The 21,277-nt window shown below is 40.3% G+C and carries 23 protein-coding genes; 9 read left to right on the forward strand and 14 right to left on the reverse strand.

Going from position 1 to position 21,277, the window contains the following annotated elements:
* Positions 1–125 precede the first annotated feature (125 nt).
* Positions 126–1,778, forward strand: a complete 1,653-nt coding sequence (locus RI561_RS09010) for a beta-N-acetylhexosaminidase (protein ID WP_395079906.1) — start codon at positions 126–128, stop codon at positions 1,776–1,778.
* A gap of 249 nt (positions 1,779–2,027) precedes the next feature.
* On the opposite strand, the gene RI561_RS09015 is transcribed toward RI561_RS09010, so the two are convergent.
* Entirely contained in the window at positions 2,028–3,167 is a 1,140-nt protein-coding gene (locus RI561_RS09015; RefSeq protein ID WP_395079907.1) for a hypothetical protein, read from the reverse strand.
* A gap of 262 nt (positions 3,168–3,429) precedes the next feature.
* Positions 3,430–4,512 carry a calcium/sodium antiporter gene (locus RI561_RS09020; RefSeq protein WP_395079908.1) on the reverse strand — a complete coding sequence of 361 codons (1,083 nt, stop codon included), beginning with the start codon at positions 4,510–4,512 and terminating at the stop codon, positions 3,430–3,432.
* A 175-nt stretch (positions 4,513–4,687) separates the two neighbouring features.
* Between RI561_RS09020 and RI561_RS09025 the strand changes: the two genes are divergently transcribed.
* The 8 genes from RI561_RS09025 (at position 4,688) to RI561_RS09060 (ending at position 10,822) form a co-directional block, all read left to right on the forward strand.
* Entirely contained in the window at positions 4,688–5,968 is a 1,281-nt protein-coding gene (locus RI561_RS09025) for an amidohydrolase family protein (protein ID WP_395079909.1), read from the forward strand.
* Positions 5,969–6,053: 85 nt separating this feature from the next.
* Positions 6,054–6,356: a hypothetical protein gene (locus RI561_RS09030; protein ID WP_395079910.1), complete on the forward strand. Its 303-nt coding sequence runs from the start codon at positions 6,054–6,056 to the stop codon at positions 6,354–6,356.
* 14 nt (positions 6,357–6,370) lie between these two features.
* Complete coding sequence (locus tag RI561_RS09035; protein ID WP_395079911.1) at positions 6,371–6,952, forward strand: DUF6940 family protein; 582 nt, start codon at positions 6,371–6,373, stop codon at positions 6,950–6,952.
* Positions 6,953–7,047: 95 nt separating this feature from the next.
* Positions 7,048–7,491, forward strand: coding sequence for a plastocyanin/azurin family copper-binding protein (locus RI561_RS09040; RefSeq protein ID WP_395079912.1), 444 nt, complete (start codon positions 7,048–7,050; stop codon positions 7,489–7,491).
* The gene (locus RI561_RS09045; protein ID WP_395079913.1) at positions 7,481–8,059 is read left to right on the forward strand and encodes a YceI family protein; all 579 of its coding nucleotides are present in this window, start codon (positions 7,481–7,483) and stop codon (positions 8,057–8,059) included. Before RI561_RS09040 ends, RI561_RS09045 begins: the two co-directional genes overlap by 11 nt.
* 30 nt (positions 8,060–8,089) lie before the next feature.
* Entirely contained in the window at positions 8,090–8,935 is an 846-nt protein-coding gene (locus tag RI561_RS09050; protein ID WP_395079914.1) for a DUF5777 family beta-barrel protein, read from the forward strand.
* Between the two features lie 101 nt (positions 8,936–9,036).
* A complete protein-coding gene (locus RI561_RS09055) occupies positions 9,037–9,582 on the forward strand; it encodes an RNA polymerase sigma factor (protein ID WP_395079915.1) in 546 nt (181 codons plus the stop codon).
* Positions 9,575–10,822 carry an outer membrane beta-barrel protein gene (locus tag RI561_RS09060; RefSeq protein ID WP_395079916.1) on the forward strand — a complete coding sequence of 416 codons (1,248 nt, stop codon included), beginning with the start codon at positions 9,575–9,577 and terminating at the stop codon, positions 10,820–10,822. The genes RI561_RS09055 and RI561_RS09060 overlap by 8 nt, the downstream gene beginning before the upstream one ends.
* Before the next feature lie 77 nt (positions 10,823–10,899).
* Here RI561_RS09060 and RI561_RS09065 read toward each other — a convergent pair whose 3' ends face one another.
* The 12 genes from RI561_RS09065 to RI561_RS09120 all read right to left on the reverse strand — a co-directional run.
* Positions 10,900–13,500, reverse strand: a complete 2,601-nt coding sequence (locus tag RI561_RS09065) for a T9SS type A sorting domain-containing protein (protein ID WP_395079917.1) — start codon at positions 13,498–13,500, stop codon at positions 10,900–10,902.
* Positions 13,501–13,656: 156 nt separating this feature from the next.
* Positions 13,657–14,055, reverse strand: coding sequence for a TraR/DksA family transcriptional regulator (locus tag RI561_RS09070; protein WP_395079918.1), 399 nt, complete (start codon positions 14,053–14,055; stop codon positions 13,657–13,659).
* 164 nt (positions 14,056–14,219) lie between these two features.
* Positions 14,220–15,119, reverse strand: a complete 900-nt coding sequence (gene folE2, locus RI561_RS09075) for a GTP cyclohydrolase FolE2 (protein ID WP_395079919.1) — start codon at positions 15,117–15,119, stop codon at positions 14,220–14,222.
* Between the two features lie 39 nt (positions 15,120–15,158).
* Positions 15,159–15,590 (reverse strand): 6-pyruvoyl trahydropterin synthase family protein, encoded by a 432-nt coding sequence (locus tag RI561_RS09080; protein WP_395079920.1) that lies wholly within the window; start codon positions 15,588–15,590, stop codon positions 15,159–15,161.
* Positions 15,591–15,743: 153 nt separating this feature from the next.
* Complete coding sequence (gene arsB, locus RI561_RS09085; protein ID WP_395079921.1) at positions 15,744–16,775, reverse strand: ACR3 family arsenite efflux transporter; 1,032 nt, start codon at positions 16,773–16,775, stop codon at positions 15,744–15,746.
* A gap of 42 nt (positions 16,776–16,817) precedes the next feature.
* Positions 16,818–17,651 (reverse strand): universal stress protein, encoded by an 834-nt coding sequence (locus RI561_RS09090; protein WP_395079922.1) that lies wholly within the window; start codon positions 17,649–17,651, stop codon positions 16,818–16,820.
* Between the two features lie 93 nt (positions 17,652–17,744).
* Positions 17,745–18,191, reverse strand: a complete 447-nt coding sequence (locus RI561_RS09095; protein ID WP_395079923.1) for a DUF6428 family protein — start codon at positions 18,189–18,191, stop codon at positions 17,745–17,747.
* 21 nt (positions 18,192–18,212) lie between these two features.
* A complete protein-coding gene (locus RI561_RS09100) occupies positions 18,213–18,833 on the reverse strand; it encodes a low molecular weight phosphatase family protein (protein ID WP_395079924.1) in 621 nt (206 codons plus the stop codon).
* Positions 18,834–19,038: 205 nt separating this feature from the next.
* A complete protein-coding gene (locus RI561_RS09105; protein ID WP_395079925.1) occupies positions 19,039–19,932 on the reverse strand; it encodes an arsenite methyltransferase in 894 nt (297 codons plus the stop codon).
* Between the two features lie 61 nt (positions 19,933–19,993).
* Positions 19,994–20,128 carry a hypothetical protein gene (locus RI561_RS09110; RefSeq protein WP_395079926.1) on the reverse strand — a complete coding sequence of 45 codons (135 nt, stop codon included), beginning with the start codon at positions 20,126–20,128 and terminating at the stop codon, positions 19,994–19,996.
* The gene (locus tag RI561_RS09115) at positions 20,128–20,460 is read right to left on the reverse strand and encodes an ArsR/SmtB family transcription factor (protein WP_395079927.1); all 333 of its coding nucleotides are present in this window, start codon (positions 20,458–20,460) and stop codon (positions 20,128–20,130) included. The genes RI561_RS09110 and RI561_RS09115 overlap by 1 nt, the downstream gene beginning before the upstream one ends.
* 211 nt (positions 20,461–20,671) lie before the next feature.
* A partial coding sequence (locus RI561_RS09120) for a T9SS type A sorting domain-containing protein (protein WP_395079928.1) occupies positions 20,672–21,277 on the reverse strand: 606 nt, incomplete at its 5' end.

Consider the following 21,277-nt stretch of genomic DNA (forward strand, 5'->3'; position numbering starts at 1 on the left):
TTCACATGATAGTGCATGTACTTTATTGGCTATTTGTTTTGTCATCTGAACGCAGATAAAAAATCATCAAAGCTCGTATTTAACTATTATATTTTCCACGGCAATCCAAACAATATTCCAACTATATGAATGGCAAAACCTATTTCAGCCTTACTTTTTTTCTTCTCTTGTTCACAAGCTCTCTCTTTGCTTTTCAGACGGCTTATCCCATAAAAGTGATCCCAAAACCGGTTGCTTTCAATGCAGGTGAAGGAACGTTTGAAATTGATTCAAAGTCGAATATTTACCTTTCTGAAAACACCGGGGAGATGCAGTTCTTGGGTGAATATGTAGCTGATTTAATCTACTCTGCCACCTGGATGCATCATGACATACTGAGCATGGAATCGGCAGAAGAAGATACGAATGCTAAAATTATTCTTGATCTGAATACTGATATCGGAGTGGATCATCCCGAGGGATATATGCTTTCCATCACCCCAAAGGAAATCCGAATTTCTGCCCAAGAAACAGCCGGACTTTTTTACGGGATTCAAACCCTCCGACAGCTTTTTCCTCCGGCTATAGAGCACGAATTGCCTTCCATGGCTGCAAGTAATCAGGATTGGAGTCTGCCGGTTATTGAGATTGAAGATTACCCAAGGTTTGAATACCGGGGAATGCACCTGGATGTGGCACGACATTTCTTCCCTGTCGAATTCGTCAAAAAGTATATAGACCTACTGGCTATGCATAAAATGAATCGCTTCCACTGGCATCTTACCGAAGATCAGGGCTGGCGGATCGAAATTAAGAAATATCCAAAGCTCACATCAGTTGGGGCGTGGAGAGATTCAACCTTGATTGGTCATTACGGAACCGGTACCTACGACAATGTTCGATATGGTGGTTTTTATACCCAGGAAGAAATAAAAGAAGTGGTTGAATATGCCCAACAGAGACACATAACCGTAATTCCTGAAATAGAGCTACCCGGTCATTCAAGTGCGGCACTGGCAGCCTATCCTCAATTTGGGTGTTTTGAAAAGGAATATCATGTGCAGTCCACCTGGGGCGTTTTTGAAGATATTTATTGCCCTAAAGAAGAAACGTTTAGCTTCCTGGAAGATGTTCTTACTGAAGTGATGGAGCTTTTCCCCAGCAAATATATTCACATTGGCGGGGATGAAGCACCTAAAGCACAATGGGAAGAAAGTCAGATTGCCCAGGATGTCATTGAACGAGAAGAATTAGCTGATGAGCATGAGCTCCAAAGTTATTTCATTGGCAGGATCGAGCAATTTTTAAACAGTCACGGCCGACAAATTATAGGCTGGGATGAAATCCTTGAAGGTGGATTGGCTCCACAAGCAACCGTCATGAGCTGGCGGGGTGAAGCGGGCGGCATTGAAGCTGCTAAAATGGGCCATGATGTGATTATGACACCCTGGGGTTCCAATTACTTTGATCATTACCAGGCAAATCCCGAAACTGAACCTTTGGCAATAGGCGGCTTTACGACCGTCGAAGATGTGTACTTTTATGAGCCTGTTCCGGAAGAACTTTCAGAGGAAGAAGCCAAGCATGTGCTGGGTTCACAAGGAAACGTTTGGTCGGAATACATCCACTCCGGGGATAAAGTAGAATATATGGCATACCCAAGAGCTACGGCTTTATCAGAAGTGCTTTGGACTCCGGTTGAATATAAAAACTGGCTGGAATTTCAGATGCGACTGCAAACCCACTTTGAAAGATTGGACATTTTGGATGTTAATTATGCAAAGCATTTTAAAAACTGAAAAAAGTATAAAAATTGAAAAATAGTGAATCCATCTTTCCGCTCGTTTTGATAGTGTGAAATGGGTTTATTCAACTAGAGCGGGGTGATGGATGGGTTACGATTGACAGAATATCAATACTCTCCATTCCGTCACCTTCTTAACCCCCGACATTAAGTGTACGCGACAGGCGCTATTTTTCTAAGGTCGTAGTAATTTTGGTCAACTCAATTTTCAAAATTTCCTAAGTCTTAATTCAATTTTAGCCTTTTATAATCCTTCCGGCTTGGGGTTGGTGAACAAAGCAAAAGTCACATCATCGAGGCGCACACCGAGGTGGTAATCTGAAACATGCATGAGCATGCTTTCTTTAGGGAGATTTACGACATGACTAATCTCTCCATTCATATTCACTACAAACCATTTTTCATAACTCCCGGATAGATTTGATTTAAGCCAAAAATTCTCTTTATGGTAGATCATTTTTGAAGCCGGAGATTTTATTTCTGGAATCTGATCCTCTACTCTATTCCAAAAGTCACCATTTGTAACATCATTCTCTCCGAAGTCATCTTGTAATGAATCTAACTCCGCACTGCTAACACGTTCGGTAGGTAAATTGATTTGCGTAGTTGAAAGCGTATCAAAACTTGAAATTACCTCTGCTACAATGGAAGATCTGGTATCAAAAATAAAGATAGTTTGCCCTTCAGCATTATATGCTGTCAGCAGATCAAAAGAAAAAGGTATCGGTCCGGCCCCTCCTACATTTCCACCATCTATAATCATCAATGCAAAGGGCTTGGCCTTTAAAACCCATGATTCTCCATATTCTTCCTGATCCGGGTAATATTTTGAAAATATTTTTTCACGTTCTTTATTTTCATCTCTCAAAAAATCATAAGAACTCATTTCAAAAACATATTGCTCATTTTCCAGTGAAAAGATTTTTGTTACTGAAAAGTTATTATTCTTCTGAGGAATCCATTCTTCCAAAAGATCAAAATTTGAATCAAAGTGAAGAATTTTATCGTTGAATTGATCATATGTAAAAACGTGACCTTCTTTCGTTTTGGTGAAGCTATATGCATCTAATACTTCGCCCGGCCCTCTCCCTTTCTCTATCACTTTCTGAAGCTCCCCTTCACTATTTACAATAAATATGTTGGATAGTTCACGATCTGCAAAAGCAATATTCCCATTTTCTAAAACCACACTGTCATACCCCAAATGATCAAAATATCGATCTCCGGTATGATCAAAAGAATGTATGAGCTGTGCTTCGAAGGATAGAATATCATCAATATCAGGTGCTGAATTTTGGGAGGAGTTATTTCCACAAGAGCTGATTAAAAACCCAATTACAGCAAATAGCAGAAGGGCGCTACATTTTATATGGCTTAGATTCATTGTTGCAAGTTTTGTTATGACGGAAGAATATAAAAACCTGGGCTTGAGATAAAAGCTCTCTGAACCTGTTGCCCTGAGCGCTTAAAAAAGCAAAAAATATCACCTTTCTTGAACGCGAAGGGTCTCAATGTTTAACACTACCGGATATCTAGAACTTTGCCCAGAGCATTCGGGGTCGCGGAATACAGTAAAACCTAATATAAGTCAAATGCGCTCAGGGTGACAATCAAATACTAAGTATAACTCAAACTCAGGTTAGAACCTACAGCAGCTTTCTCTTATAATCCAGCACAAACTTAATGATAATCAACAAGATGGTTATTGGAATCACCACCCAAACCATGATGCCCTCAAACTGTTCTTTGAATGGGTGTTGGAGTCCAATGAGTACCAAATATCCCAGATACAAACCATAGTACGTTAAAAACCCAAAGGCTTCCGGTCTTCCCAATACCTTTCCCGGCCAAAACAACGGCAAGCAACCGGCTGCCACAATAATCATAAATGGAAAATCCAATTTGATGGCCTCAGCAGAAACGTCAATGGCGCCGGGAGCAATCAGCACGGTAAGACTTAGAGTAAGTAAAATATTATATAAGTTACTCCCCATAACATTGGCTACGGCCGTGTCGGAGTCACCCCGCCTTACCGCAGAAACTGAAGTTGCCACTTCAGGAAGGGAAGTTCCTATAGAGACAATAGTAAGTCCTATAATCAGCTCAGAAATTCCAAGGGTGCCGGCAATTTCTACTGCGGCATGCACCATAAACCGAGATCCGGCTACAATCATGATTAACCCCCCAAGCAGTATCAAAACATACTTCACATAAAAACCTGTTGAAACCGGCTCTTTGAGTTCAACTCCCCCCCCATTTTGTAAAATATTATCTGCCCGGTCTTTGCGGATTTGGAAATACATAAACAACGAGTAGAGAATCAAACCAACTAAAATGATACCGCCATCCAGGGGAGAAAGTAATCCGTCTCGAGCCAACAGAAACAAAAGAACGCTTGCCCCGATGACCATAGGCACATCAATTTTGATGATACGGTTGGTTATTTTTAGGGGGCTCACCAATCCAGCTATCCCCAAAATCAATAAGATATTTGCAATATTACTTCCCAGGATGTTACCCACCACCAAGTCAGGTTTACCATCAACAGCCGCCTGCAAACTGATCGCTAATTCCGGAGCACCAGTGGCAAAAGCAACAACGGTTAGTCCCATTACCACCGGCGACACACTCCATGCAACACCAAATTTATCTACTGATTTTAGAAAAAGTTCTGCTCCCCCAATTAATATGAGCAATCCTGCTATGAATAATAAAAAACTTAATATCATTGATATCTGTTGGTCACTTTTAAAAGCTCAAAACTATGATAATTAAAACTGTAAATGAATTTTTTAGCAAAGATTTTTTTCACTGTTTTCGTGATTTTTGATGATCGTGATATTTAACTTCATTTCACTATATTCATCACATATCTTTAACTCTTCATTCACCAGCACCATGAAAATGCGATTATTCCTACTACTAAGTTTTGTTTTTCTGACCTCCCTTTCTGCTTTTGGACAACGAACCATCATTCACGCCGGAACTTTAATAGATGGTATTTCTGATGAAGCCCGAAATCAGGTAAGTATCATTATCGAAGACCAAGTAATATCTGGCATTCGGGATGGATATATTACCGGAAATGGGAATGATGAGATTATCGACCTTACATCCAAAACGGTTCTTCCCGGCCTTATTGATCTTCATGTTCATCTTGAGAGTGAAACCAATCCACAAAAATACTTGGAACAATACACTTTTAATGAAGCTGATTTTGCCCTCCGATCTACTGCTTATGCCAAACGCACCCTGATGGCCGGTTTTACGACTGTTCGTGAACTTGGTGGATCAGGCGTCAATATCTCATTGAGAAACGCAATCAACCAAGGGTTTGTAGACGGGCCAAGAATCATCACAGTAGGTAAATCTTTAGCTACTACGGGCGGACATGCAGATCCTACCAACGGATGGAAAAACGACCTTATGGGCAGTCCCGATCCTGTTGATGGAGTGTTAAATGGAGTAGCTGAAGCGCGTGAAGCGGTTCGCCAACGATACAAAAATGGAGCTGATCACATCAAAATAACCGCAACCGGTGGCGTATTAAGTGTAGCTAAGTCGGGTGATGCACCACAGTTTTTCATGGATGAATTAAATGCGATCGTACAAACGGCCAATGAATATGGAATGCATGTAGCAGCACACGCCCATGGTGCCGAAGGAATGAAAAGAGCTGTTGAAGCCGGGGTACTTACTATTGAACACGGCACGCATATGACGGAAGAAGTCATGGATTTAATGATTGAAAATGGAACCTATTATGTCCCCACTATTTCTGCCGGTAAATGGGTGGCTGAGAAAGCTAAAGTAGAAGGGTATTATCCGGATCTCGTAGTACCAAAAGCATTGGAAATTGGCCCCAAAATTCAAAATACTTTTGCTAAAGCGTACGAATACGGCGTTCCCATAGCTTTTGGGACGGATGCAGGCGTTTTCCCACATGGACTCAATGGTAAAGAGTTCGGCTATATGACGGAAGTTGGAATGCCGGCCATGGAAGCCCTTAAAAGTGCCACTACTGTGGCAGCTACCGTTTTAGGGATGCAGGATCAGATCGGCAGCATTGAAGCCGGAAAAATGGCGGATATTGTAGCTACGGATTCCAATCCCCTGGAAGATATCAGCACGCTTGAGAATGTTTCTTTCGTGATGAAGGGTGGAAAAATTTATAAAGGGGAATAACTTGATAACCGGCAGGGAGTTAAATCTCTCATTCTGCAAAAGTGCTTTGAATTTTGTAGGATATAGCAAACACTAAATAAATCCTATGAGTATGACCGTAGAAGCTATCAAAGAACAACTTGAAAATGCAGATCGTCCGATTGCAAAATCATTTCACACCGGAGATCACTTTAAAGTGTTGGTATTCGGTTTTAAAAAAGGCATGAAGCTGGATGATCATACTGCTCATCACCCTACAAAATTGTTAGTGCTTGAAGGCGAGGTCATTTATCATCAATCCAAAAAAGACGAGCGGCTAAAGCAGTTTGATGAAATTGATATCCCTGCTAAAGTTGAACATTCTGTAGCTGCTTTAGAAGACAGCCTGGTGCTTTTAACGCAAGGATAAACTCCGATCAGGCTATGTGGACTATTCAGAAGATCTCCTCTTCTTCTAATCATTTTAGATTTAAAGTCTTCGAAGAGAAATCAACAATCAGTCATAAAAAATTTCTATCGCTTTTAAGAGATAACGACAATTTTGTAGAATTTTATAACAAGCAATTAGTTGAATGTACTTTCGATGCTTTCTTTTGGGAAAACAAACCTTTCACAGAACAGCATCTAAAGGAACCGTACGAGTGTAACCTGGTGAAAAGCGATCATTTATCCACCGTACAACCTGACTCAAATACATTCAATTCATATTTCAAGTCTGATAAAGAAGTAGTCACTTTTCCAAATTTAGGTGGAGATGCAAAACTCGTTGTCCCCTGTCCTTTTTCAGACCATTCTACTTACACACAGATTGGAAATTTTGTGAGGGAGGCTCCCGAATCACAAATCCAGGAGTTTTGGAAAATGGTTGGACAGGAAATGGTAAAAGAAATCGGTTCAGAACCAAAATGGCTGAGTACCTCAGGGCTGGGCGTTTTTTGGCTGCATGCCCGTATCGACTCCACTCCCAAGTACTATCAAACTCAGGAATACAAAACTGTTGGTTGAAGTAATTTAGAAATCTCTATAACCGAGGCAACCCTTTCGCTTTTTACACTGTATTGGCTAAAAAATAGAGCATTAACTATAAAATATTTTTAGCCATGAAATCAATAAATAAAAATCCATTACTGCTTTTCATTTTTACTGTTTTGATTAGTTTCTCAATGATTGGATGCAGTGATAACTCATCAGGCACAACAAATAACAATAATAACAACAATGGAAATGGTAATGGAGGAAGCGAGCCTTCCGGTACCGAGGTTGAAATGGTTGGACAGTCTTTCTCCCCACAGAATATTGAAGTTGAAGTTGGAACTACCGTTACATGGGTGAATGAAAGCACTTTAATTCATACGGTAACCAGTGGCTCCAATGGAGATCACGATGGAATATTTGACAGTGGTAATATTGCTGAGAATGAAGAATTCTCTTATACCTTTGAAGAGGTTGGTACCTTTGATTACTTCTGCAGACCCCATGTAAACAATGGAATGGTTGGAACAGTCACCGTTGTAGAATCAGATAGTGATAGTAATGATTATTAAAGCCCTGCTACTGTGTCTTTCAGTATTAGTTGCTGAAAATCCTGATACCACCAGCACCGATACCCTCTATTATTCAAACTCAGGATATGTAGAATTTTCTTCCAATGTTCCGCTTCACTCTTTTACCGGAGAATCAAACCATTTAACCGGATTGATTGATTTTGAGGAAAATCTGATTGACTTCTACATTGACTTAAACACTCTTAAAACCGGGATTGGAAAACGTGACAGGGATATGTACGAAACCCTAAATACCCAAGATCATCCATTTGCGGAATTTACAGGTTCTTTCAAAGATCTCGAATTCAGAAATATTTCCGATAAGCAACCGGTAACAACTGTTGGTGAGTTTACGATCAATGGAAAAACCCAGACTGTAAGTATTGATGGTGCTTTAAGTTGGATAAACGAAAACCTTGTTTTGGAAGCCGGGTGGTCACTTTTACTCAGCGACTATAACATCGAACCACCAGGTGTCCTCTTTTACAAGGTGGATGATATTCAAGAAATCTCGCTGAATATCGAACTAAAGCCTCAATCAAAAGAAGCATTCTACTCTGATCAATGAGTCAGTTTCAATCAAAATCTATTACTAATTATGAAATACCTCATATACGTTGCCGCCTTTTTACTTTTACAGTTTTGCGTTGACGCAAAAGCTCAACTTCCAAGAGAACGTGTTCAAGAAAATACTGTGATAGAACGTACGTTTTGGGCGCCTACGAATGTAGGACTCGGTACCGTTTTTAACGTGGATGGACAAAATCTTCGCAGCTCTGTGATTCATACTTTTGGATTGGTTGAAGGTGGTATCGATCGTTTCTTTGGGATGGATGATGGGGCCAACACTAAAATCAGCCTGGATTATGGTATCAATGATCGTTGGTCGGTTGGCATTGGCAGAATGACATTCAACAAAGTTGTTGACTTTCGCACTAAAGTAAACCTGCTTCGGCAAAATAGATCAGAAAATATACCGGTCGATGTTGCCCTCAAGACTTCCCTTAATATAAGTACGCTTTCAGGAGTTGGACTCACATTCAATGATCGACTCACATACTTTGCTTCAGTCATGGCAGCTAAAAAATTTGACCATTTAAGTGTACAATTATCTCCGATGATAGCTCATTTTAATAATCCATCGATCGGTAACCCCGATCAGCTTTTTGGAATTGGGATGCTCTTAAACTATGAATTGAACAACAGGTATGCGTTAAGTGCAGAATACTTGCCTGTTTTAGGAGAGCGAAACCGTTTATCTGAAAATGCTATGGCCTTAGCATTAAATATTGATACAGGCGGACATATTTTTCAGCTGTTTTTTGCCAGTTCCCAATGGCACAACGAAGCTTTTATTATGGCCAATAACCGTGACAAACTTTGGGAAGGTAGTTTCCGGTTTGGATTCAATATTCATCGTGTTTACGGTTTAGGCAGAAATTGACCTATAATTATATCTGCCAAAAAATAGTTTTGATATAAAATTTTAGAAATGGTATAACTCTATACAGGCAATCATAATAGTTATTCCAAAATAATCTTCTTTTGCTGGACGAAATTATACATGGTTGTTGCAAGCAACACCGGGAAAGCCAAAAAGAACTTTACAGAATGTTCTATGGATATGGAATGAGTATCACTCTCAGGTATGCTGATTCCAGAGATGAAGCAGCTGAAACTCTAAATGATGCTTTCATGAAAGTGTTTGATAACATCAAGACATTTGATACGAATCGATCTTTTAAGCCTTGGTTTCGCCGTATTGTCATTAATACTGCCATCAATAAATTTCATAAAAATAAAAAACGCCGGGAGCTAACAGATGCCATTTCCGATAAAGAACCACTTCGAAACGAAGAAAAGATCATAAGCGGAATCTCTTATGATGAACTGATTGAAATGGTGCAAAAATTAAGTCCGGCTTATAGAACCGTTTTTAACCTTTTTGTGATTGAAGGTTTCACACATAAAGAGATCGCGCAAAAACTTGAGATATCGGAAGGAACTTCAAAATCGAACCTTCATAAAGCAAAAAGTAACCTAAGAGATTTGTTGGAACAAAATTTAACCCAACCTGATCGTCATGACTGACAAGAATAATGAAAATGACCCATTGGAGCAGTTCTTCCGCGATAAAGCAGAAGAATTTGATATTGAATTCAGGGAAAAGGATTGGCAAGATCTTGAAAAACGATTAGACCATAAACAAACTATCCTTTCCTACAAGAGAAAAACACGGCTTGCCGCAGCAGCAGCCTTCCTGATTTTTTCAGTTTTGGGATATTTTATCTACAACAATGCCAATAAGATCAATGACCTGAATCGACAAATAAGTCAGGTTAAGCCAACTGAAACTACCCAGGATTCATCTGTTGGTAGTAATAATATCCCGATAGTTCCGAATGAAGATGACTTTGATGATATTGCTGAACATCAGCCTGCGAAACCCACCGCTGATTCTTCATCAATTGAAAGTGATGATACCATAAATACCACAATTGCTGATGTTGATCAGCTTACAGACAAAAACGAGCTGCCGCAGGAGGTTCCTGATACACAAATTGCCGAAGCTTTTATCCAAGATCTCTTCACTAAGCAGGTTGAAATTCAAAAAATTTCTTCAGATAACAGCAACCCGGTCCGCAGAAATCAACTGATTGCAAATGCCTCTGCCAATACTAATTACTTGCCCCATTTTACCAAAAAACTTGATAAGGATTTTTCTTCAGTGCAAAGGAGAACATCTTCCCGCTTTTCAATAGGAATTACCGGCTCGCCTGATTTGAGTACAGTAAGCAAACTCTCCAACTTTGACCAGCCGGGATATAAATTTGGGTTGAATGTAGGATACGCAATCAATAGTCAATTCACCATATCCACCGGTATCATTCAATCCAAAGTCCGATACAATGTAAATTCACAAGGCTATGATCCATACTCTGTTCCAACAAATGGGAGTAACCCAAGTCAGCTTTTTGCTGAATGCATCATTTTAGATATCCCGATCAACCTGGAGTATAATTTTCGGGAGTTTAATTCTTCCAGATTTTTTCTCAAAACCGGTGTTTCTACCTATATCATGCTCAATGAGGATTACCGGTTTAATTATGACTATCCCAATCCCGGCCAAATTGAGCAAAAAACAGTGCAATCAGGGAAAGCTCATTTCATGAGCAACATCGGTTTTTCACTGGGTTATGAACTGGATATCCACAAAAACTTCAGTTTACGTGCAGAACCTTTCATTAAAGTGCCCGTCCAAAATGTTGGTTGGGGAAATGTGAAATTATATTCGGTAGGAACCTTTGTTTCTGTTCAGTACAGATTATAAAATCTATTATTGAATAGAGTTTATACATATGAAAGAAGGCTTTACAAATAAGTAATTATTCGCAAAGCCTTTTCATTTTATTTGATAAGCATCATCTTCTTCGTCAGCTGTAAGCCACTGTCCGTGAAGAGTTGGTAAATATACATTCCACTGGAGAGATTGCTTGCATCAAAAGTCACTTCATGGCTTCCGGATGCTACTCTTTCGTTGTTAACAAGGGTGGCCACTTTTCTTCCAAGCATATCAAAAACCTGCAGCGTCACAGTACTGTTATCTGACAACTGATAACTGATCACTGTACTTGGGTTGAAAGGGTTCGGATAGTTTTGTTCCAGCTCAAAAGAACGTGGTGTTGCAGCCAATTCCTCATCGTTACTCGTCACGATAGTCTCAAACTGTAATCGAGTCCAAATTGGGAAGTGATCTGAAGTACTGCTTATATAGCTGCCGATGTAGGATGTATTTTCCACCCTCTCGGTTCCAGGGATGTATTCATCGTTTAACTCGTCTGAAATAGTGATATGATCAATCATAGACCCTGAAGACTGAGAATCAAATCCTTTCTCTTCCAGATTTTTAGTGATAATGGTATAGTCCTGATCACTGTCAAATTCGCTGTAAGGTGACTCTTCTCCTGCGGTAATAGACCCTGTAATTGTATCGTTATAATCTCCAATAAAAATGACGTTATCCGAAGAGTGCAGATTATCTAAATAACCTTTTAATTCCCGGGCAGCATTCTCGCGCTGGTTGTAAGATCCGGCATCATCAAAAGCTTTGGCGTGAATATTAAATGCATACATTTCCCGGCTTTTTCCATTTACCGTTGCATTAAATTGAAACATAAGCGGATATCGCCCATTGGCCCAGTATTGTTGGGTAAAGAAATCTCCGGTTACTACATCTGAATCAAGAGAATCTATCGTTGCTCTTTTAAATAGATAAGCGGTTTTTTGCGACTGGGAGAAGTCGGCAATAACACCACCATATTCTTCCAACTCTGCCACAAGATCAGCGAACTGAGTAGCATTTGAAATTTCCTGGAAAGCATAAAGGTCAGCATCTACGCTATCAATAACCTGTTTTACATTAGCAAATTGTGTTTCCTCATCTTCAGGTCCATTACTGGTTGAGCCGAACCATTCAATATTCCAGGTAGCAATTTCAAAGGTTTGATCTTTAGATATATCCTCACCGGGAAAAGTGACTTCTTCAACTCCTAAATCATCCGCATCTCTTGGCTTTAACTGATAGGTGCCAAAAAACTGGTCTATAACTCCAACAATGTTTACGGTTCCGTCAGGTGCTGACGTACCAACCAAGCTTTCAGCATCTCCATCAATTCGGATAGTTCCCTGTCCGCTTCCATCAGAAATATCATAGTTTTGCTCGCCCTGAAATGCTCCGGAATGATCGATACTTACATCTTGAATTAATACATACTCAGCTTCGAATCCACCTGCATTCATTTGTGAAATGGTGATAACTGCCGGTTCAATCTCGCGTTTTTCAGTGTCAATAATTTCGTAACTGATATCATCATCCCCTTCATGTTCTGCAATTTGAGTCAGGAAATCTCCTTCGGGACCGTCCACCGGATTGAATTCCGTAAGCGGGCCTGTTACAACCACGGAATCTCCTCTTTCAGCTGCTGCGTGCAAAGGAGTCCAATAAACCGCAATTGCCGCCGTACCATCTTGGATGAAGGCAGGTCCCCCAAACTCATCTGCAACGGTTACCCGTCCGGCTACCGTAACTCGTGTACCAAAAGAAAGTTCCCGGGCTTCAGCAATAGGAATTACCTCATCAGTAGCTATGCCGTTACCTTGTAAATTTAATCCAAAAGAGGAAGAATTAACTGCATTGCTTTCAATGGTTACACTTCCCTGGAAAGCACCTTCGCTACCCGGTGAAAAAGTGAGGGTTAGCTCAGTCGTTTCATTAAATGCTAAAGAAGAATCCTTAAGATTTGACACCGTAAACCCGGCTCCGCTCACTGATACTTCTGAGATGTTCAGTGATTCATTTCCGACATTTTTAATTTCCAGTGTTTTTGAGTTTTCAGCATCAATTGTTGTAGTAGGGAAATCAATAGTTGCATTTGCTTCTGCTCCGCTACCATCAACAGTCACTGCAATTGTCGCATCATCAGCCGGTTCTATATAATCGGTGATGCGAATATCATCGATATTCATGCGATCAGTTCCGGATGACTGAATAAATTTAAATCTAATATCTCCATCTATTTCTACTGGAATGGAATACTCAGTTAGCTCTTCAGGTGCAGTTATTTCGTCCCCAATATTGGTCCAACTTGATCCACTATCCACGGAATACTGAACCTGTAAAGCGGCATCTTCAGCCAGGTCTCCATAATGTGCCAAGTAAAAAGAAACCTCATCGGCGCCATTAGGCTTATCAAACTGCATATAAATATTCGCAGCGATGCCATCCCGACGGTCCATCCGGACTCCCTGACTGCCATTGTATTTATCGTTGGGCAAGCTTCCTAAAAGTGCTTCTTCCATGTACCAATCACCTGTGGAAAGCGTGACCGAGCTGGCGGCATAACTGCCTTTGCTTCCATCTTCAAAATCTTCGAAGAGTTGGGCATGGGCGGCATCGAAAGTTAAGAGTAGTACAATTGTGGTCAGAAATGAATAGTAGAGATTTCTCATAGATTGGTTTTATAAATATTTTGTAAAAAATTGAAGTTAGGCTTTTTACTGTCCATGTGCGAAACAGAACGGGAAGTTTTACAAAGAAAAAACCCTGCTAAATCTGCAGGGCTCTAATATAATCCTTAAATAATAATGTTTGAGGGATGAGAAATCTTAATTGTCCCCTTTTTTGGCATCAATGCTGTATTTAGCATAGGGTTTGGCTTCAAGTCGTTCTTTTTGAATAGGATTACCGGTCACTTTACAAATTCCGTAATTACCGGTTTCAATTCTATTTAATGCCATGTTAATCTCTTCTTGTTTTTCTTTTTCTTTCTCAATCATGATATAATACTTTTCCCGTTCATCCTCTGACGTTCCAATATTGCCCTGATGATGAGATGCTGAAGAACTGGTATCATCCAAATTCTTCTCCATATCCTCTAATTGAGATTCATAGCTTTCAACTTTCTCTTGGCTTTTTTTTCTTTCTACTTCGAGCAAATGTCGAAAGTGATCTAATTCTTTTTCTGAGAATGGAGTGTTTCTAATGGGTGCTTCTTGCTTTTCCATAAATGAAGTTTCTTTGTTAATCTTCATTATTTCAACAGGCAGCAGCCGGGTAGCATTTCATGGTTTATCAACCCATGATCGCAAACAATTTTTCGTGCCATCGCACCTCAAAGGAATTGAATTACGAGTGAACAACAAGTCAATAGATCGAATGGTGAAGTAGCTTATCTCAGGCCGTTGGGCAGTCCTTTGCAAATTCTGCTTACTGCATCATGGCTGTGCAGGCTTTCCATGTGTACACAACGTACCACAAAATCCCGGATGCTGTTGTAGCTGTCGAGTTCATCGTAAAGCAGGCGCGCGGCATCTTCCACAAATTTTTGATAGGCACCATTCATCTCGGCAAAGGCTTGTTCATCTTCGCGCTTTACCATAACCTGGGTTTCCGTTTTTAAAGCGTTTCGGCAAATTTGGACCAAGTCTTCTACAAAAAATTCATCTTTTAAGGCAACCGTTACGTTTGCTACACTCCTTTGGCTGTGCGGGATTGAAGCCACCCCTCTGGTTTCCCGGGCATGTTCTGCCAACTCGTAGCTGCAAGGACATGCACTGCTATACACAAAATCGAGGTGCATGTGCTTGTGGAACTGATTGTAGTTATCGAGCCGCCCCTCAAACTTCACCTGGTAATATTGGTAGCCTTTCATGTCAGAGCGAAGGCTATCCATCAACATTGGGTAGTTAAAAGAAATTTGCAGAAAAGCTTCTTGTGCTTCAAGATCTTCTTTATAAGCTTTTAGTATTTCTTCAAGTCGGTCGAGATGAAAAACCTTATCCTGAAATTTATAAAAGGTCCTCATAATACGACTCATATTAATACCCTTTTTATCCATTTCAAGGCTTACGTAGCCATCTACAGAAGCTTCAAGGGTGATGGGGTCTCCTTCCCTTCGCCTAAACTTCAGCGGCAGCTTAAAATTAGAAATACCCACTTGTTGAATGGGCACATTTGCTCCTTCGATGAGTGAGGCCGGACCGTTCTGCAGATCTGGTAAAGATTCTTTGTATTCGGGGGTTACCGTAAATGTGGGGTCGTAAAAACGCTGTACTTCATTTGCGATCATAGGTCTTCTCTTACTGCTAATTGGATAATGAATAGTCTTTTAAATTCTTCTATATGGACAGTATTCTGCAATATTTCGTTCCGTCTCAAATAATTTCACCATATAAAGTTTCCCCCCGTTTGTACAAGCTTGCTCTACTTCAGGTCTAAGTTGTTCGAAAAAAGCCCGAACCAAATTCTCCGTAGTGGGAATTATTCCCTTCAAAAAAGGCACATCCAGATTCAAGTTATGATGATCACAGGGATCCAAAATCTTTTCTTTGATGATAGCTTTCAATTGTCCCAAATCAATCACAAAACCGGTTTCAGGATCAGGCTCGCCTACTACTGTAACTTCAATTACGTAGTTATGACCATGCCAATTGGGGAGATTGCACTTCCCAAAGGTGTCCCGGTTCCAGTCATCACTTTTATTGGGATTATGAAGTCGGTGAGCAGCGTTAAAGTGAGCTCTTCGTGTTACAAATATCAATGGTTCAGCCTGTTTGTTTGGATTTCTGATTAGCCTAACATTTAGAAATTATAAACAGTTCTGCAAGTGGAAAGTTTTTTTATTTAGAGAACTCAGGAGTCACCACTCAGAATTCAGATGGGCTTCGCTGAGTTCTGAATTCTGAATTCTTACTTAATATTTTAGTCTGCTTTTATTCGCAAAACTCACCAGCGAGAGCATGATCGGCACTTCGATCAACACTCCTACAACCGTTACTAAAGCTGCTCCGGATTGAAGGCCAAATAAAGCTATCGCTACCGCTACGGCCAACTCAAAAAAATTACTGGCGCCAATCATAGAGCCTGGGGCACATACCTGATACGGCAACCCGATCTTCTTTCCTCCATACCATGCAAGTGCAAAGATGAAATAGGTTTGTATGATTAGCGGAATGGCAATTAGCAGAATATCAATAGGTTTATCGATTATACGTTCACCCTGGTAAGCAAATAATAAGATAAGCGTGATTAATAATGCTGAAATAGAAACCGGCTTAAATTTTGGGAGGAATGTCTTGGTGTACCACTGCTGTCCTTTTTGACGAATAGCGACTTTATGCGTTAAATAACCTGCAACCAAAGGAATCACAACAAAAACAATAATGGAGGCTGCCAGCGTATTCCAGGGAATGGTAATATCGGTGATACCCAATAACAATCCCACAATTGGAATAAAAAGGATAAGAATTAGAATATCATTTACCGAAACTTGGACCAAGGTATAATTTGGATCACCATCCGACAAATACGACCAAACAAATACCATCGCGGTACAGGGAGCAGCTCCCAATAAAATGGCTCCGGCAATGTATTGGTCGGCCAGTTCGGGAGATAACCACGCTGCATAAATCTGATCAAAAAAGATCCATGCAAAAAAGGCCATCGTAAAGGGTTTGATAGCCCAATTGATGATAACAGTCCAAACTACCCCTTTTGGAGATTTCCCAATCTCTTTGAGCGAGGCGAAATCAACCTGAAGCATCATGGGGTAAATCATCAGCCAAATGAGGATGGCCACCGGGATGTTTACTTTATAAACCTCCCAGTCACTTATGATTTGAATAGAATCACCCGCTACATAACCAACCCCGATTCCAATGCCAATGCATAACAACACCCACAGGGTTAAATATTTTTCAAAGAACGCAATTTGTTTATCAGCCATTAATATATTTTAGAGTTGTTTCTATAGTTATTCTATTGGTATTTATTTTTGGAATGGCATTAATAGAAGTGGTTTTGAAGTATGTCGGGCTACACGAAGGCTGTTACTGCCTATAAAGACATCCTCCAAATATCCTTTTCCCTGTGATCCCATCACAATCATAGACATGTCTTTTTTGTCAGCATACTCCGTGATTTCAATCCAGATATTACCGTGTTTAGTTTCGCTGTTAACCTCTTTCACACCTATGCGTTTGAGATAATCCACTCTTTCCTGAAGTTTATCTTTTTCAGCTTCTTTAGGCATAGTTTGAACATTAAATACAGTAACTGTAGACTCCCTCAACTCCTTTTGTTCAAAAGCTTTCATCGCCCCATCGGCTGCTTCCGAAAAATCAATGGGCAGCAAAATATTTCTCCGAACATTTTTGCAAATGGATACATCTCCTGTACCGGGTTTATCAGAAATACGTAGCAATAGTACCGGAACATCGGCACTGTGAATAACTTCTGAGGCTACACTTCCCAGCAACATATCAGCTAATAAATTGTGTCCTTTGTTACCGATCACTAAAAAGTTTGCGCCAACTCCTTTCACCTCAGAGAGTATTTCTTTTGGTTCAAAAGAGCCCATTTCTTCTTTTAATTTCCATTCCGCATCTATACCCTCTTCCTGAAGTTTCTGGGCATAGGCAGCTAACTTCGTTTCATAGGCTGCTTTTTCAAACTTTTCTCTTCCATTTGGATATTCTTTGGTGACTACCGTAAATAGAGTCACTTTTTGAATACCAATTTCTTTAAGATCTGATATGCCGTGGACTAAATCATCACTGGAAGGTGACAGATCCAGGGCAAGCATTGCGTGAGTAAATTTCATAATGAACCTCCTACAGTTGGATTGTGAACGTTGTATATAAATTACAATCCTAATTTTAAGAAAATATAAATACGAACTGCCTTAGCCTAAAAATCAACAGCAGGCGGCCAATTCCCCGGTGGTATCAATGCGGGGTTTACAAACGGTGGGTTTTACCTTGAGCATAATAGTTACATCCTGTGATGTTTTTACAATACGCCCAACTGAATAGCGAATGGTTGGGTGATCTGAATCTCCAAATTCAATGTAGAGTTCTGCATCATATTTATACTCAATTTTCTTGCCAACAATCTCAAAGATCTTCAGTGCTTTCTCGGTTCTCCATTCTGCTACATCTTTCGAAGCTTCGTTGATCCAAAGCTGAACCACTGTTTCATCATACTGATGAGGATTTCCTCCGCAATCTACAGAATCTACCTTATGATTTTGAATTTCTGTGATATGCAGGTCGCCTGAAAGACGGGTATCATCGGGTAAAATGAAAGACAGGTTTTTGTTGGTATTGGAAACTAAGGTGTTTATAAAAGTTTGGGTATTCATGGTTTTAACCTCATTAGGTTATTATTTCTTGGATTGAATTTCATTCATCATGTAAAACATTTCCGTGGCAATCTGCCTGCAGCGTTCATCATAAGTTTCAGCTTCCCGATCGGTTCCATCTGCTTCTTTTGGATCGCGATAAGTGATTGGTTTTCGAAATTCGGTTCCCGGCACAAACGGACAGTTTTCGTCGGCATCTGAGCAGGTCATAATAGCAGCAAAGTTTTTGTTTGGGTTGAAGTCATCATCAAACTTTTTTGAAAAACAGACTATGGGAGCAACATCTTCACTAAATGAAATTTCATACATCGGGTTATTGCCACCCGGGTTTTCTACCTTAAATCCCGCTCTTTCAATAGCTGCTACTGCTCTGGGGTTGAAAGCCGTGGCTTCAGTTCCACCTGAATATGTTTCGATGTTTTCAATTTCACAATATTGAGCCGCTGTTGCCGCCCAAATTTGTGCCAGATGGCTGCGACGGCTGTTATGCGTGCAGATAAAGTTGAGTTTAGCTATTTCATTTTTCTCAATTTTGGAATGAATATAATTGGCTACCTCCCTAAGCTGTTCTTTTCTTTCCGTTGGAACAGAATCGAAATTTAATTCCACCTCATCGATGCATGTTTTTAGTTTTGGATACATACTACTCATTAATATTCTCATTGTTACTCGTTACCAAGCTCTGCTTGGTAACGCATATTGGGAAGCTCCTGCTTCCAGTTAAACTCCTTCCGATCCTCCCGTTACCAATCACACAGCCTGTTTAAAAACCTCATCAAAGAGACTTTCAGGCTCATTCCGAACATCCCATTCGAAATACATGATGGAACCGCTGGTTTCCACACTATTAACAACATCCTGAGCCGGGCTCACAGATTCCCGCGGATTCAGACCCAAGCATAGTTACTTTATCCTTTGCACCGCCCGGCTTTTGAGCAAACACCGTAATACTATAGATACCCGGCCCACCTTCATTGAATTCAGCCATTTCTTGCTCATCCAAATAAATACTCAAGATGTCATTCGGGATCTCAATTGGTTTCTGTTTTTGGATGGTAATGTTCTCAAATCCTGCTTTTTTTATGTGCTTCAGATAATCCTCTTTTTGAATGGCTCCTGCTACACAACCTGCATACATCTCAGCGTCTTCGCGGAGAGCTTCAGGCAGTTCTCCTTCCAATACAATATCTGAGATGCTGAAATGACCGCCCGTCTTAAGTACCCTGAAAATATCTGTAAACACTTTGGGTTTATTGGGTACCAAATTCAGTACGCAGTTACTTACCACTACATCTGCCACGTTATCGGAAACAGGCATGTCTTCGATATCGCCAAAACGAAATTCCACATTGTTGAATCCGAGTTTATCTGCATTTTCCCTGGCTTTTTTTATCATGGGTTGTGCAAAATCGATTCCGAGCACTTTTCCTTTCTCGCCCGTTTCATGTCGGGCTACAAAGCAGTCATTACCGGCACCGGAACCCAGATCGATCACATAATCTCCTTTTTTGATTTTTGCGAATTGGGTAGGAAGTCCACATCCCAGACCAAGATCTGCATCAGCGTTATAGCCTTTCATTTCGCTATAGTCATCTGTCATTATATTATACACTTTGGTGGATTCTCCACCGGTACCACAACAGCTACGGGCATTATAATCTTTCCCTTGCTCACTGATTTCTGAATATTTTTTACGAACGGTTTCTTTGAGTTCTTCGGGTGATTTTACTTGGGATTTCATAGCTAAGTTGGTATTAATTTTGAAAAATGTATTGATTGAATTCTAATCTCGATGTTACTCGTTACCAAGCTCCGCTGGGTAATGCATAGTTGAAAGCCTGTCTGCCAACAAAGGCAGGCTCCTGCTTCCAGTTATTGTTGTTGCGAACATTCCATGTGGAATACATACATACCTGATCTGCTGGTTCTAATAACATTAACAACAATTAGCGTCCGGTATTGAAATTTCATCAATCATAGCTTCCATCACGGATTTAAATTCAGCCAGATTTTCTTCATCAAAACAGTAACAAGTACGTATTCCTTCGATCTCACCTTTTATAATGCCGGCTGATTTCAATGCTTTCAGGTGTTGAGATACCGTTGACTGAGCAAGTGGTAGTTCTTCGGTAATGTCTCCGCAATAGCAGGCATTGGTCTTAGCTAAAATCTGCAATATCGCAATCCTTGCCGGATGTGCAATAGCTTTCGCAAACTCTGCTGCTTTAATTTGTTTTTCGTTGAATAAATCTGCTTTTGTAATTGCCATAATCGTATATCGTAATTATACGATAAATATATGGCTCTTTCCATTTATAATCAACATTGCCGGAAGATTTTTTTGATATATGATCAGTGAAATCTGTGCAATCCCAAAAATCTGCGATCAAAAAAAAGAGAGCCCCAATTCCTCGGGGCTCTCCTTGATCAGCACACCTCACAGTGATGTGAGACGTATATTTTGACTAAAAAGCTACAAACTACTTAATCAAAGTCATTTGTCTTGTCATTGAAATATCTCCTGCAGTCAATCGGTAGATATAAATACCACTTGACAGATTCGCAGCATCAAAGTTGATGGTGTTACTACCGGCTGAGAAATTCTCACGGTTAGCAAGCGTTGCTACTTCCCGTCCCAACATGTCATACACTTTCAGCGTTACTTGCTGTGCCTGGGGCAGAGTAAAGCTGATTTGTGTAGTTGGGTTGAATGGATTCGGGTAATTTTGTTTCAACTCAATACTCGTTGGTACTTCAGTCACAACATCTTCAATATCGGTTACAAGTCCTTCACCCAAGAAACCATAAGCATCAAGGGCAGTCCATCCTGCCAGCCAGTTTGAACCGTCAAAGGCTCCAACATAGTTCACATTAGTGAACCAGCTATCGTCAAGATTTACAGCCTTACCATATACAGGAGCATCAGAAGCAGGTCGAGGATCAAGTCCACCATCTACGGTTCTTGAGATTCCTCTTAGCTGCGGATCTTCTGTATAGTTGGTATTGGCGTTTAGCATTGTGGCTTCGTAATCGTTTGTGGCCATTGCATCTAAGGTACTTCCGGTGCCAAAGCTGAAAAAGATACT

Source organism: Gracilimonas sp., from assembly GCF_031581265.1.
GTDB lineage: Bacteria > Bacteroidota > Rhodothermia > Balneolales > Balneolaceae > Gracilimonas.